This window comes from Mycobacterium sp. 852002-51613_SCH5001154 (genome assembly GCF_001667425.1).
Lineage (GTDB): Bacteria > Actinomycetota > Actinomycetes > Mycobacteriales > Mycobacteriaceae > Mycobacterium.
On record NZ_LZII01000083.1, the window covers coordinates 75,719 to 89,420 of the forward strand.

Annotated in this window: 14 protein-coding genes; 9 read left to right on the forward strand and 5 right to left on the reverse strand. The window is 69.0% G+C overall.

Annotated elements, in window-relative coordinates; translation table 11 throughout:
* The first annotated feature begins 275 nt into the window (after positions 1-275).
* On the forward strand, positions 276-791 hold the full coding sequence (locus tag A5750_RS22185) for an STAS domain-containing protein (protein ID WP_082948288.1): 516 nt from the start codon (positions 276-278) through the stop codon (positions 789-791).
* Here the strand turns inward: A5750_RS22185 and A5750_RS22190 are convergent.
* Positions 788-2,149 carry an NAD(P)/FAD-dependent oxidoreductase gene (locus tag A5750_RS22190; RefSeq protein ID WP_066946689.1) on the reverse strand — a complete coding sequence of 454 codons (1,362 nt, stop codon included), beginning with the start codon at positions 2,147-2,149 and terminating at the stop codon, positions 788-790. The two genes, A5750_RS22185 and A5750_RS22190, sit on opposite strands and share 4 nt — an antisense overlap.
* A 131-nt stretch (positions 2,150-2,280) precedes the next feature.
* On the opposite strand from A5750_RS22190, the gene A5750_RS22195 reads away from it, so the two are divergent.
* Complete coding sequence (locus tag A5750_RS22195) at positions 2,281-3,237, forward strand: alpha/beta fold hydrolase (protein ID WP_067265711.1); 957 nt, start codon at positions 2,281-2,283, stop codon at positions 3,235-3,237.
* Here the strand turns inward: A5750_RS22195 and A5750_RS22200 are convergent.
* The 3 genes from A5750_RS22200 to A5750_RS22210 all read right to left on the reverse strand — a co-directional run bounded on the left by A5750_RS22200 (position 3,232) and on the right by A5750_RS22210 (position 6,950).
* Positions 3,232-4,578, reverse strand: a complete 1,347-nt coding sequence (locus tag A5750_RS22200) for a flavin monoamine oxidase family protein (protein ID WP_067266192.1) — start codon at positions 4,576-4,578, stop codon at positions 3,232-3,234. The two genes, A5750_RS22195 and A5750_RS22200, sit on opposite strands and share 6 nt — an antisense overlap.
* A gap of 120 nt (positions 4,579-4,698) precedes the next feature.
* Positions 4,699-5,814, reverse strand: coding sequence for a hypothetical protein (locus tag A5750_RS22205; protein ID WP_067265712.1), 1,116 nt, complete (start codon positions 5,812-5,814; stop codon positions 4,699-4,701).
* Positions 5,814-6,950, reverse strand: a complete 1,137-nt coding sequence (locus A5750_RS22210; RefSeq protein ID WP_067265715.1) for a phosphotransferase family protein — start codon at positions 6,948-6,950, stop codon at positions 5,814-5,816. The genes A5750_RS22205 and A5750_RS22210 overlap by 1 nt, the downstream gene beginning before the upstream one ends.
* Before the next feature lie 75 nt (positions 6,951-7,025).
* Here A5750_RS22210 and A5750_RS22215 point away from each other — a divergent pair, with 75 nt between their 5' ends.
* The gene (locus A5750_RS22215; protein WP_066946671.1) at positions 7,026-7,628 is read left to right on the forward strand and encodes a TetR/AcrR family transcriptional regulator; all 603 of its coding nucleotides are present in this window, start codon (positions 7,026-7,028) and stop codon (positions 7,626-7,628) included.
* Positions 7,625-8,497, forward strand: a complete 873-nt coding sequence (locus A5750_RS22220; RefSeq protein ID WP_067265719.1) for an SDR family NAD(P)-dependent oxidoreductase — start codon at positions 7,625-7,627, stop codon at positions 8,495-8,497. Before A5750_RS22215 ends, A5750_RS22220 begins: the two co-directional genes overlap by 4 nt.
* Here A5750_RS22220 and A5750_RS22225 read toward each other — a convergent pair.
* Positions 8,494-9,099, reverse strand: coding sequence for a class I SAM-dependent methyltransferase (locus tag A5750_RS22225; protein ID WP_067265721.1), 606 nt, complete (start codon positions 9,097-9,099; stop codon positions 8,494-8,496). The two genes, A5750_RS22220 and A5750_RS22225, sit on opposite strands and share 4 nt — an antisense overlap.
* Positions 9,100-9,591: 492 nt before the next feature.
* Here A5750_RS22225 and A5750_RS22230 point away from each other — a divergent pair, with 492 nt between their 5' ends.
* From A5750_RS22230 to A5750_RS22250, 5 genes are all read left to right on the forward strand, one after another.
* Positions 9,592-10,539, forward strand: coding sequence for a DUF4129 domain-containing protein (locus A5750_RS22230; protein WP_066946659.1), 948 nt, complete (start codon positions 9,592-9,594; stop codon positions 10,537-10,539).
* Entirely contained in the window at positions 10,536-11,018 is a 483-nt protein-coding gene (locus tag A5750_RS22235; RefSeq protein WP_066946654.1) for a hypothetical protein, read from the forward strand. The genes A5750_RS22230 and A5750_RS22235 overlap by 4 nt, the downstream gene beginning before the upstream one ends.
* The gene (locus A5750_RS22240; protein ID WP_066946650.1) at positions 11,015-11,983 is read left to right on the forward strand and encodes a MoxR family ATPase; all 969 of its coding nucleotides are present in this window, start codon (positions 11,015-11,017) and stop codon (positions 11,981-11,983) included. Before A5750_RS22235 ends, A5750_RS22240 begins: the two co-directional genes overlap by 4 nt.
* Before the next feature lie 50 nt (positions 11,984-12,033).
* On the forward strand, positions 12,034-13,245 hold the full coding sequence (locus A5750_RS22245; protein ID WP_156664399.1) for a DUF58 domain-containing protein: 1,212 nt from the start codon (positions 12,034-12,036) through the stop codon (positions 13,243-13,245).
* A 64-nt stretch (positions 13,246-13,309) separates the two neighbouring features.
* Positions 13,310-13,702: a hypothetical protein gene (locus tag A5750_RS22250; protein WP_231989290.1), complete on the forward strand. Its 393-nt coding sequence runs from the start codon at positions 13,310-13,312 to the stop codon at positions 13,700-13,702.

The following is a 13,702-nucleotide window of genomic DNA, read 5'->3' on the forward strand; positions in this document are numbered from 1 at the left end:
CGCTGCGTTCACCCGACTTTGCCTTCGCGTCATGTCACTGTGACCAACACGCCGAAAGGTGTTTTCCGCACCCAGAGTCGAAGCGAAACCGCCTGGTTGAGCGCCGATTCCGGATCGCCTGGTGGGCGCGCGGCGTCGCTTGTGCGTACGGGCGGCCGCTACACCCGGTAGGCTGTAGCCAGGTTGAGTCCCCAGCTGCCGTTACCAACGGGCGCCATTCGGACACCGTCGTCGCTCGCCCTGCTACTCCAATCCCCTTGAAGGGCGCACTCAACATGACTGCTTCAACCGAACTTCGTACACCCGACCGACATACACCCGGGCTGCTCGGAGAACCTCGCAGCCGCTACCAAATCGACTGCGCCGGAGCGCAAATCCAGGTTCACGCCCGTAGTGTGGCCACCATCTTGCGCCTCGAAGGCGAGGTCGACGCATCCAACACCGCCCTCATCGCCGAGGCCATTCGCCGCTTTACGCGGCTCAGGGCCCCGTTGGTCCTAGACCTCGCCGGTCTGGACTTCCTTGCCGCCTCGGGCCTGCGAGCGCTGCTGGTGCTCAGCGAGGAGCATCGGCGGGCCGGGCTGCGGTGCAGCATCGTCAGCGGCGTGGCGCTGCGCCGGCTGACCCGGGTCCTGCCGGAACTGGGCCTGCCCATCGCCGACTCGGTCCCTGCGGCCCTCGCGCATATCGAAGGCGTCGCAACGGCTCGCCGTCGGTTGGTGTCGGGCCCGTCCCGGCAGCAGGAACCGCAGCGGGACGCGTCGACTGGGCTCCGCGGGCTGGCTTCCTAACGGCCCAGCCGGCGCATCAACTGCTCGGCGGCATACCGGCCACTGGCCATGGCGCCGTGCACCGTGGCCGGATTGTTGACGCCGACCGCCTCGCCCGCCAGGTAAAGCCGGTCGCTGATCGGTTCCTGCAGCCGGCGCCGGTCATCCAGGCCGGAGCCGGGGGCGTGAAAAGAGTAGGCGCCGCGCGCATACGGGTCGGCGCTCCAGTCCGATGTCTTGACCTCGACCGGGGAGATGTCATCGCCGAACAGCCGATGAGCGATCGGCAGCGCGGTTGCCATCAGATCCCTGGGCGAGGAGGCCTCCACGGCGCGGCCGCGGCCACCGGCGTTGAATGCCAATATGATTGGGCCCGCGGTCGCCGGGAGGCTGAACCACTGGGCCCACGGGCCGCCGTCGGCGGCGAGGTATTGATAGAAGGCGTTGTCCACCGTCCAGCCGCGCCGGTTGAACCGGAAGAAACTCTTCGACAGCACGCCGAAGCCCAGGGCGTCGGCCGCGCGGCGGTACGGGTCGGGCAGGGGCGGATCGAAAGCGATAGCACCGGCTTTCAGCACGCCGAGCGGAACGGTGACGATTGCGGCGGGTCCCTGGTAAGTCCGATCTTTGGTCCGGACCACGACGGAGTCGTCGCGTTGCGCGATCGCCGTCACCGGCGCGTTCAACTCGACCCGCAACCCGTCGGCGAGCAGCTTCGGCAGGGCGTCGTAGCCGTTCGTGATGACAACCTGATCGCCGCCGCTGTAGTCGCCCTCGTCAAAGGTGATGGCGGACAGCTGATCCGCGTCGGCAGCGAACTCGTCCTCGATCTCGGTGGTGAGATAGAAGGCCAACTGGGCGCGGTCCGCGGTGGACAGCGCTTCGCCGCCTGCCGCGGCATTGACGGCGGCCGCCAGGCTGCCGGCGTCGACTTGGTAACGCGCCCGCTCCACGAACACGCGCCATAGTGTCGGGTCGTAGTCGAGCGGTGGAAGTTTGGGATCGATCACGAGCTTGGCCCAGCTGTAATAGTCGGTCGTGACCAACTGAGCCCCCGCGCGGCGCGCCAGTTGCACCAGCGGGTTGTCCGCGGTGCCGTGGATCCACGACGCGCCCATCTCGAGCGGTACGCCCCAGTCGCGGTCGGTGTGCACCCGGCCGCCGATGCGGTCGCGGGCTTCGATCACGCGAACCGGCCACCCCGCATCGGCGAGGCCGCGGGCGGCCGACAGGCCGGCCATCCCGGCGCCGATGACGAGCACCGACCGGGTATCCGGCCGGGGCGGCCGCGCGGATGGCGGATGGTGCGGCGCGCAGGCGGCCATCAGCCCACCGCCGACCACGCCCGCGGTAGCCGCGATGAATTCCCGACGGGACATCGGGTACACGGGTGTTAGCGTCTCACATCGCAACGGTTTGCCGGATTTACCGAATCCGAACGGACCTTAGGGATAAACTTGCGCCAGTCCTTAACTGCGGCGACGAGGCCGCGTTGGAGGGGGAGGCGACGATGAGTGCTCGACGATCGGGTCGCGCAGTCGATCCCTACCCCCACGTGCTGCCCCCGAGCCAGACGGTGGCCGTCCACGCGACCGATGGCACACGGTTGCACGCCGAGGTGTTCGGGCCGCCCGACGGCTATCCGATTGTCCTGACGCACGGCATCACCTGCACCATCCGCGCCTGGGCCTACCAGATCGCGGACCTGGCCAACGACTACCGGGTGATCGCCTACGACCACCGCGGCCATGGGCGCAGCGGTATGCCCCGGCGTAATGGGTACAGCCTGAAACACCTTGCATCCGACCTGAATTCGGTGCTGGATGCGACGCTGGCGCCGCACGAGCGCGCCGTGCTGGCCGGCCACTCCATGGGCGGCATCACCATCGCCGCATGGTCGGCGCGCTACCGCCACATGGTCCGCCGTCGCGCCGACGCCGTCGCGCTGATCAACACCACAACAGGGGATCTGGTCCGCAAGGTGCAGCTGCTGTCGGTGCCGCGCGGGCTGTCACCGGCCCGAGTGGTCGCCGGCCGCGCGCTGATCAACGCGTTCGGCGGGTTCCCGATCCCTACCGCTGCCCGCATCCCGAGCCGCTACCTGGTCGGGATGCTGGCGGTGGGCAGGGAAGCCGACCCCAGCGTCGCCAGGATCGTCCACCAGTTCTTCGAACAGACATCGCCGGCGGGGCGCGCCGGTTGCGCCAGGATGCTGGTCGCCGCGTTGGGGTCGCGATACCTGGAGCTGGACGGTTTGACGGTGCCGACGCTGGTCATCGGCAGCGAACGCGACCGGCTGACCCCGATCAGCCAGGCCCGCAGGATCGCGGGGACCGCGCCCAACGTCGTCGGCCTGGTCGAGCTGCCCGGCGGTCACTGCTCGATGCTGGAGCACCCGCGCGAGGTGAACCGCCACCTGCGGTTACTCGCCGAGTCGGTGAGCCAGGACGTGCGGATCAGTTCATAGCAAGGCGGTGATCTCGGCGGCCGCCCGCTGGCCGGACCTGACGGCGCCATCGAGGAACCCGGTCCATTCGTCCGCGGTCTCGGTCCCGGCCCAGTGAATGGGGCCGACCGGCTCGCGCAGCCACGGCCCGAACCGTGTCCACGAGCCCGGAGGGACCGCGGCGGTGGGACCGCCGGGCGCGAATTGTTCTGCGCCCCAACGGTGATCGACATAGTCGAGCGGCTTCAGGGCGTCGTCACCGAACAGCGTCGCAAAGCAGCGCAACGTGTCATGGCGACGCTGCTCGGGGGAAAGGGAGTCGAAGGTGCGCGCGTCGACGAAGCCCATCAGGACGCCCGGCCCGTCGGCGTGCGGACTGACGTCGAAGGTGATGAAAACCGGCCCCGTGTCGGACAACGCCTGGCCGGAGAAGCCGTTGGTCCGCCAAAACGGTGTGGAATAAGCCGCGTAGGCCTTGCTGAGCTGGCCCTGTGGCCAGTGCCGGGCGAGTTGTTGGTACTCGGCGGGCAGCGGAGGGGCGAATTCGATCGATGCGCGATGGGCGGGCGGGACCGCGACGACGACGAATCCGGCTTCCGCCTGGCCGATGTCGGTGGTGACCGTTACACCTGCGCCGTGCCGGTCGATGCGGCGGACCGGCGCGTTGAGCACGACCCGGGCGCCCAACTCGGCGGCCGCGGCCTCGGCGATCTGCTGGGTGCCGCCCGGAAAACGGTCCTGTTGGGCACCGTTTTCGACGTCGAGCAGCCGATCCAGCCCGCCGGCGGCGTGCGTGTAGCGCGCCGCGTGCAGCATCGACACGTCGTCTGGTTCGCATCCCCAGGTCACCCGGGACACGATCGCCAGCAGGTCGTGCGACGACGCGGTGGCGTGTACCGAGCGCAGCCAGCCGCCGAGCGACACGCCGTCGAGCTCGTGCGCCCGGCGCGCGTCCCACGGGGCCGACAGCGGGATGCTGCGGGCGATCCGGTCGAATTGCCAACGCAACCGGCCGATGTCGAGCAGCCCGGTCAACGAAAGCTTGGGGATGGTGCCGCGATAGGAATGCGTCCAGCCGCGCCAGTGGATCACGTTCTTGCCGTCGTGGTGGGTCGGGATGGTGGGGACGTCGAGTTCGGCCGCCAGGGCCAGGACCGCGTCCTGGGTCGGGCCGACGAACGTGCCCCCCAGGTCGGCGGGCAATCCCGCCACGCTGCCGGTGAACGACCGGCCGCCGACGCGGTCGCGGCCCTCGAAGACGACTACGTCATGGCCCTGGCGGGCTAGCTCGCGCGCCGCGGCGATTCCAGCAAAGCCTGCGCCGACCACGACAACGTCGACAATCCACGGCGGATTTGGCACGCGCACCAGTCAACCCCAATTTCCGCGATTTCGTCGGGCAATTGCCCGACACCCGCGAACGTCGATTTGTTGCGCGAGATGGCCCGAGAATCCCGGAACTCCTCGACGTTCGCGGGCTGACTAGGGGGCGACGGTGAGCCAGTCGGAGAACCCGGAGGGGTCGTGGCGGCCCAGCGCGCCGTGTTCGTAAAGGCCCCAGCCCTCCATCGGCTCGCGATCGCCGTCGCGGCATACCGCCCGGCCGACGTGGTCGATCACGCCGAAACCGGACCGCGCGACGATCGCCGGGTCGGTCATGTCATACGTCAGGCGCTCGACGAACTTCTCGCCCTTCCACATGCCGTGCAGCCAGTCCGAGTCGCCACCGTAGCCGCCGCCGACGTGGATGGGCACCGGCAGCTTGGACTCGACGTCGAAGTGGACTTCGGTGCCGTCGGGGGCGGTGGCGTCGATGGTCGCTCCGGTGGGAATGCGGGTGCCGGAGCGGTAGTGGATCTTGACCCGCGGCCAGCCCAGCTGCTCCACGCGGCCGTCGCGCCAGATCCGGGTGCAGTCGTTGAGCGAGCGGAAGCCGTTGGGCTCCTCCTGGATGATCAGCACGATGGCGAAGTCGTCGAACGCCATCGGCACGTACAGCCACCACATGCCCTCGAACGGCGGGTCGGCCGGCCGGCCCGCCGGCTCGGGCTCGCCGATCGGCCGGATGCCCCACGACCGGTCGCGGCTGCCGAGCCAGGTCGCGGGGTCGACGGCAATCTCCTCACCGTCGACGGCGATGCGGCCGCTCCAGCTGCCGAGCTGGGCGAACCGCTGAGCGTCCAGCGTCACCCGGTTGCCGGACCGCATCAGGTGCGGCTGTTCCTGCACGACGTCGAACAGTCCCTCCCAGGTGAGATCGGCTGCGATGCCCTCGGTTTCGTCGAGGACCAGACGCAGCTTGTGCAGCGGCTCGATGACCTCGATCCGGTAGCCGTTGACCCTCTGATTGAGGCGATCCTGGTCGATGGCGTCAGACAGGTGCACCGCCGTCTGCGTGTCCCCGCGCCGGACGAGGAAGAACGCGTCCTTGACACCCAGGTTGGGGTAGTAGCCGATGCCGCTGATGACAAAGATGTTTCCGGTGCGGTCGTGGGCGTTGAAGTAGGAGCGATCGTAGAAGTTGCGGTCCGAGGAACCCGGCCACGCGATCGGCTGCGGGATCTGATGTACCGGGAACTCGTCCAGCGGTCCGAGCATTACTGATCCTCTCCGATTAAACGCCGCATCAACCCGGCGTGGTAGAACAGCGACTCGACATCGTCGGGTTTCTCGGTTTCGCCGAAATGCACCCGGCGCGCCCCGGTGCGCATGAACACGCAGGCCCACATGACGCCCGAATACACGTAGAACCAGCGCAGGTCACCCACTTCCACGCCGGTCAGTCGCTGATAGGTGGCGCGGACGTCGTCCTCACGCATCACCTCCGGCAGGCCAGGCAGGCCGGCCAGGCCGGTCAGTTCTTGAAACACCATGTGCGCGTAGATCATCCACGCCACGTCGAGCTCGCGCGGCCCGAGCGTGACCATTTCCCAGTCCAGCACCGCGACCGGCTCGAAGTCGCGGTACAGCACGTTGCCCACCCGGGCGTCGCCCCAGAGCAGCACGGGTTCGCGCGCGGCCGATTCGGCCGGCCAGTTGTCCTCCAGCCAGGTGAAGGTTCGTTCCAGCAGCGGCGAGCGGCCGATGTCGGGGACTGAGAAGTCGTACCAGGACCGCACCCAGTTGAAGTGCCGGCGCAGCGCGGTGTCACCGTCTCGGCTATCGGAGAGAAAGCCGAAGGTGTTCTCCGCGTTGGGGATTGAATGCAACTTGGCCAGCACCCCGACGGTCGCGTCCTGTAGCTCGCGCTGACGTTCGGCGGGGGCGTCGGCGAACCAGTTGTTGCCGAACGTGTAGGGCATGACGTCGGGCGGGACCACGCCCTCGACGTAATCCATCACGAAGAAGGGGGTGCCCAGCACTTCGCCGGTCGGCTCGAGCCAGCGCACCGGCGGGACGGGTACGTCGGTGAGTTCACCGACCTTTCGGATGACCTCGAATTGGTGGTCAAGCCGGTAGGTTGGGAAAACCTGCACGTCTTCGGCGGCGGGCGCAACCCTGGTCACGAGTTTCTGCTCGACGGGCTTCCCGCCCTCTTGCCAACGAGTAGAGAGGATGATGGTTTCCGACGACATGCCCGTCGAGTCGACGCCGCTCTCGACCGTCACCTCCGGCATCGCTCCGGCGGGCAGGACGGTCGACAGCCATTTGGACATCACGGCGGGCAGCGTCGTGACGTCTCGGCTGGAGCGCTGCAGCCGGTCGACCTTGTCCAGCACGGGTTCGTTGGCCACGGGTGCCTCCCATTCTTTGAGACTTGATTCTCTTTGAGACTTCGGCGCGGCAATTACGATACGGTAGGTAGCGATATGAAAGCAGACCCGTCCGCCCTTGACAAGGCCCCCGGTGCCGGCCGCCCGCGGGACCCGCGCATCGACTCGGCCATCCTATCGGCCACCGCGGAACTGCTTGTCCAAATGGGCTATTCAAATCTGAGCCTGGCGGCGGTCGCCGAGCGCGCGGGAACGACGAAGTCGGCGTTGTACCGCCGGTGGTCGAGCAAGGCCGAATTGGTGCACGAGGCGGCCTTCCCGGTGGCGCCCACCGCGCTGGAGTCGCCGGCCGGGAACATCGCCGCCGACATCCGCATGATGATCGAGGCCACGCGCGACGTCTTCACCACCCCGGTCGTTCGCGCCGCCCTGCCGGGCCTGGTGGCCGACATGACGGCCGACCCTGCCTTGAACGCCCGGGTGATGTCGCGGTTCGCGGACCTGTTCGCGACGGTGCGGGTGCGGCTGAGTGACGCCGTCGACCGGGGCGAAGCGCATCCGGACGTGGACCCGGACCGGTTGATCGAGTTGATCGGGGGTGCCACGATGCTGCGCATGCTGCTGCGTCCGGAGGACGAACTCGACGATGCGTGGGTGGAGCAGACCACCGCCATCGTCGTGCACGGGGTGAAGCGATGACGGGGCGGCTGGCGGGGCGGGCCGCCATCGTCACCGGCGGCAGCCGCGGACTGGGCCGGGCGATCGCGCTGGCCCTCGCGGCGGAGGGCGCCGCCGTCGCGGTGGCGGGCCGCACCGAACAGGTATGGGACGAGCGGTTGCCCGGCACCATCGGAGAAACGGTCGCCGACATCGACGCGGCCGGCGGACGGGCGGTCGCGATCCGGGCCGACCTGACCGACCGTGAGGACATCGCCCGGCTGGTGGCTGAGGCGCGAGAAGCCCTGGGGCCCATCACGATCCTGGTGAACAACGCGGCCTTTACCGCGCCCGGACGCCCCCCGGCGCCCGGCTCCGAACCACGCGCCAAGGCCGCCCAGCCGGCGGGCGGCGCCGCCAAACCCGGCTGGCCGGGATTCGTCAGCATTCCGCTCGCCGCGTATCGCAGGCATTTCGAGATCGCGGTCTTCGCCGCGTACGAGCTGATGCAGCTGGTGAGCCCGGACATGATCGAAGCGGGCGGTGGGTCGATCATCAACGTCACCTCGGTCGCATCGAGGATCCCCGGCGACGGGCCGTACCCCGACCGCAGCGGCGGCGTGCTGCCCGGCTATGGCGGATCCAAGGCGGCGCTGGAGCATCTGACCCAGTGCGCGGCATACGATCTCGCCGATCACCACATCGCGGTCAATGCCCTGTCACCGTCGAAACCGATCCTCACGCCGGGGCTGGCCTACTATGCCCGCGAGTTCGACGAAACCGCCGCGGCCGACGAATTCGCCCGAGCGGCAGTCGAATTGACGCTGGTCGATCCCGCCAAGGTCACGGGACGCACGATCGGCCATCTGCAGGTGCTCGACGGCAGCCTCCGGCCCTTCGAGCCGGACTAGGCCCGCGTCTTCGCCGTGACCGCGTTGATGATCACGGCTTGCAGCCGCTGCCATTTGGGGGACTGGAATCCGGCCTGCAGCAGCAGCTTCTCGGCGCGGTGGCGGGTGCGGGCCTTGCCGCGACGGCCGACGGCCAGGGTCGGCACCAGCCACAGCGAAAACTGGTCGACGAGCACCAGGCTTCCGCCGGGCCGCAGCACCCGGGCGCACTCCAACAGGCCCGCCAGTTGGTTGGACCAGTGATCGAATGACGTGGTGCTGACCACCAGGTCGAAGGCGCGGTCGGCATAGTTGAGCTCCTCAGCCACTCCGCGAGTGAAGCTCAGTCGCGGGTCGCGCGCGAGGGCCCTTGCGGCCGCGACCATTTGCGGGGCGGGATCGATCCCGGCCAGGTGCTTGGCGTTCGGGTAGCGGCGAGCCAGCCGTTGCAACAGGTAACCCGTGCCGCACCCCACGTCGAGCACGTACTCGGGAGCGGTTACCGTCGCCACGGCCAGCTGCGCGGTGCGGTCGGCGATCTCGTGATGCAGCCGCCCGCGCCACCCGCGGTCGTAGCCGGCGGCACGATCGTCGAACGCTGCGACATCGCGGTATGGCGGCACGAATCGTAGTGTCCCACCGGGCTGGGCCGCTTGGCGAGACGCGCGCGGCGCGTCAGCCCTCGTCCGCATCGGGCGGATCCGGATCGCCGGTCGGCGACCGCCGAGGCCGGATCCGGGCCGCGAGCCGGAAGCGGCGGGTGAGGCGGGTGGGCGATCTCCGCGAAAAACCGGTACATCAGCCGCCGGTTGTTGCGTTCCTGAGTTTCCGGCCGCTCGGCGACCTCGACCCGCAAGTCGATGCCGACCCCATCCGATGAGGCCGTCCGCAGCACTTCGTGGGCGGCGTCGATCACGTCGAGAGCGGCGCCTATCCGCCCTCGTGCCTGTTCGGCGCTCATCCGGAACCCCACAACCCAACGCGATCGGACATGTGTTTGGAAACCAGGACCCGAGCGCGGTTTTGTGGATGGATCTCCGACTGTGGATAACCCCTGCCTGACGTGCCAGGATGAGGCAAGGCCAGTGCCGCAACAACGGTCGAGTGGTGTGCCAATGCCCGGTATGGACAAGCCCACGGGGCGGGTCGTCGCCCTGATCGTGCTGCTGCTCGTCGTCTCCGCCGCGCTGCGGGGTTACCTGCCCGCCGCCCACCACGAGGAGCGCGGCGATGCCGCCGGTAGCCGTGCGGCGCTGATATTCGTGGTGGCCGCCCTCGGCGTGACGCTCGCGCTGGTGGCGATCGCGGTGATCGCGCGGTTGCGTGACCCGCGCGCGGCGGCGCCGCAGGCGGGCCAGCTGTCCGAGATGCTCGGCACCGGCAGGGGCCGGCCGAGCTGGCGCGTGGTGCTGATCGCGCTGGCGGTCATCGTGGCCTGGCTGCTGATCGTGCTGCTGGCGTCCCGCCTGTTCGCGCCGCACGGTATCGGTCAGGCGCAGCCGCCACAGACGACCGACGCTGCGCCGGCCGAACATGGCAACGCCCCGGCGCCGCAGCGGCCGCATTCTGCGAACGGGGACATGTTCGGCATCCTGCTCGCCGCCACCGTCCCGATGATGCTGATCATCATCACGGGAAGCGTCGTCCTGTCGCGCCGGCGGTGGCGCGCGGTGACGCCGGGCGCCGTCATCGACGATCACACCGAATCCCCGGCGCCGCCGACACGTTCGGAATCTCTGGTGCGGGCGGCCGAGCGGGGGCTGGCCGAGATGACCGACCTCAGCCGGGAACCCCGCGAGGCGATCATCGCCTGTTATGCGGCGATGGAACGCGAACTCGCCAATGTGCCCGGTGCCGCCCCGCAGGACTTCGACACCCCGACCGAGGTGTTGGCCCGGGCGGTCGAACACCATGCGCTGCAGGCCGATAACGCCGTGCAATTGGTGAATCTGTTCGCCGAGGCGCGATTCAGCCCGCACGTGATGAACGAGGGCCACCGGGACGTGGCGGTGCGCGTGCTCGAGATGGTTCTCGACGAGCTGAGCTCCCGGAGTCCCGTATGAAAAAGACACTGTCCCTGGGCATCTGCCTCATCGTCGGAATCGAGCTGCTGGCACTGATGCAGCACGACCGCCAATTGGTGCTAGTTGCGGCGGGTGGCGCCCTGGCTCTGGTGCTGCTCACCGTCCGTCGCGTCCTGGGACGCGGAATGCGGCCCGAACCGGAAGCGGATCCCGACGATCTCGGGGATTCGCTGCGCCGTTGGCTTTCCAACACCGAGACGACGATCCGGTGGTCGGAGTCGACCCGGGTGGACTGGGACCGGCACCTGCGCCCGATGCTCGCGCGCAGATACGAGATGACCACCGGCGAGCGACGATCCAAAGATCCCGTCGCGTATCAGACGGGCGGTCAAATGCTGTTCGGGGACGAACTGTGGGAATGGGTTAATCCGAACAACGTCGCGCGGACCGGCGACCGGCGACCCGGTCCCGGCCGTGCAACGCTGGAAGAGATTCTGCGAAAGTTGGAACAGGTATGACGCTGCCGGCGGCAAGAACCACAGCGCACTGCGAGGCGGTGCTCGACGAGATCGAGCGGGTGGTGGTGGGCAAGCGTTCCGCGCTCACCCTCATCCTCATCGCGGTGCTCGCCCGCGGTCACGTTCTGATCGAAGACCTGCCTGGCCTGGGGAAGACGCTGATCGCCAGGTCGTTCGCCGCGGCGCTGGGGCTGCAATTCACCCGCGTGCAATTCACCCCGGACCTGCTGCCCGCGGACCTGCTCGGCTCGACGATCTACGACATGCAGTCAGGCCGTTTCGCGTTCCGGGCGGGGCCGATCTTCACCAACCTGTTGCTCGCCGACGAGATCAACCGTACGCCGCCCAAGACCCAGGCGGCGCTTCTTGAGGCGATGGCCGAAGGCCAGGTCAGCATTGACGGTGAAACACACCAGCTGCCAAAGCCTTTCGTCGTGCTCGCGACCGACAATCCAATCGAGTACGAGGGCACCTATCCGCTGCCGGAAGCGCAGCTCGACCGGTTCGCGATCCGCCTGGAACTGCGCTACCTGTCCGAGCGTGACGAGGCCGCGATGTTGCGCCGGCGCCTCGAACGCGGGTCGGTGGAACCGACCGTCAATCAGGTGGTGGATGCGCACGACCTGCTCGCGATGCGCGAATCGGTCGAGCAGGTGACCGTGCACGAGGACGTGTTGCACTACGTGGTGTCGCTGGCGAACGCCACGCGCCACCATCCGCAGGTGGCGGTCGGCGCCAGCCCGCGCGCCGAGCTCGACCTGGTTCAACTCGCCCGCGCCCGCGCCCTCTTGCTCGGCCGGGACTATGTGATCCCCGAGGACGTCAAGGCGCTCGCCGTCCCGGCGGTCGCGCACCGGATCACCCTGCGCCCGGAGATGTGGGTGCGCAAGATCCAGGGTGCCGACGTGGTCGGGGAGTTGTTGCGCCGCTTACCGGTGCCCCGCACGGGCCACGGCGACACGTGACCCAGTCTCCGGTTGAGTTCCGCTGGCGCGCATCGCACTTGACGCGGGCGATGGCCAGCTGCGCGGGGCTGGCGCTCGCGGTCGCGGTGATCGGCGCGCGGTGGCAGCTGATCGCGTTCGCGGCGCCGCTGCTGGGCGTGCTGTGCTCGATCAGCTGGCAACGACCCGTGCCGACGATCCGCGTGCACGGCGATCCCGATGCGCAGCGGTGCTTTGAAGACGACCGCGCCCAGCTGCGCATCTGGGCGACGGAAGAGGGCGAGGCAACGGGGTTTTCGGCGGTCGAGGTCACGGTTCCGCCCGTGGAGGGGTTGCAGCTCGAAGTTCTCGACTCGGACTCCCGCCGGAGCAAACGGGTTGCGGCAACGGCGCAACGCTGGGGCCGGTACTTCATCCGGGCCCGGGTCGACGCGGTCGCGCGCGGCGGGCTGCTGTACGGGACGGCGACGGTCGACGCCGCCGAAGTCATTGTCTTTCCCCTGACGCCCCCGCAGTCGACGCCCATCCCGCAGACCGAGCTGCTCGACCGCCTGGGCGCCCACCTCACCCGGCATGTCGGCCCCGGCGTCGAATACGCCGACATCCGCGCCTACGTGCCGGGAGACCAACTGCGCGCGGTGAATTGGCCGGTGAGCGCGCGTCGCGGCCAGCTACACGTGACTCAGCGGCTCACCGACCGCGCCGCCGACGTGGTGGTGCTGATCGACACCTACCGCCAGCCGTTGGGCCCCGCGACCCGCGCCACCGAGCGCGTGGTTCGGGGCGCCGCGCAGGTCGTACAGACCGCGCTGCGCCACGGGGACCGCGCCGGAATCGTCGCCCTGGGCGGCAACCGCCCGCGCTGGCTGGGCGCCGACATCGGGCAGCGCCAGTTCTATCGGGTCCTCGACACGGTGCTCGGTGCGGGCGACCGATTCGAGAAGACAACGGGCACGTTGGCGCCGCGCGCGGCTGTTCCCGCCGGCGCGATCGTCATCGCGTTCTCCACGCTGCTCGATACCGAATTCGCGCTCGCGTTGATCGACCTCCGCAAGCGGGGCCATGTCGTCATCGCCGTGGACATCCTCGACAGCTCCCCGTTCGAGGGCGAGCAGGATCCCCTGGTGGACCGGATGTGGACGCTGCAGCGCTCCGCCATGTATCGCGACATGGCCACCGTGGGCGTCGACATCGTGTCTTGGCAAGGGGATAGCGGGCTGGAGCAGTCCATGGGTGTGCTGCCGGACCGCCGCCGCAGGATTCGGGGGCGGCTCGGTGGTTAGCGGCGAGAAGGCGGCACTGCCGCGGCTGTGGGCCCCGGTGTTCTCAATCGCGTTCGGCCTGCTGATGGTCGGATTGGCCGCTGACGGCACGCACGGACGTGCCGTGGCCGCTTGGGCCACGGCCCTGGGCGCGGTGTTGGCGGGGACGGCCTTTCGTCCGGCCGCAACGCTTGCGGTGCTGCTATCGGTGGTCACCGTCGTGCTGTCCGACCCGCCGCCCGTGTTCGTCGCGCTGTCGGGGCTGAGCGCCGCCGCCTACCTGGTATGCCGCCACGCGGTCGGCGGGTCAGCCGGTGTGGTGCTGGGCAGCTGGCCGACAGCCGTTGGCGCAGTTGGGTTCACGTTCGCCGGATTGGTCGCGACGTCGTTCCCGCTGCAACTGCCGTGGTTGCCGCTGGCCGCGCCGCTGGCCGCCCTGGCCGTCTACGTGCTGGCCGTGCGCCCGTTCCTCGGCTGA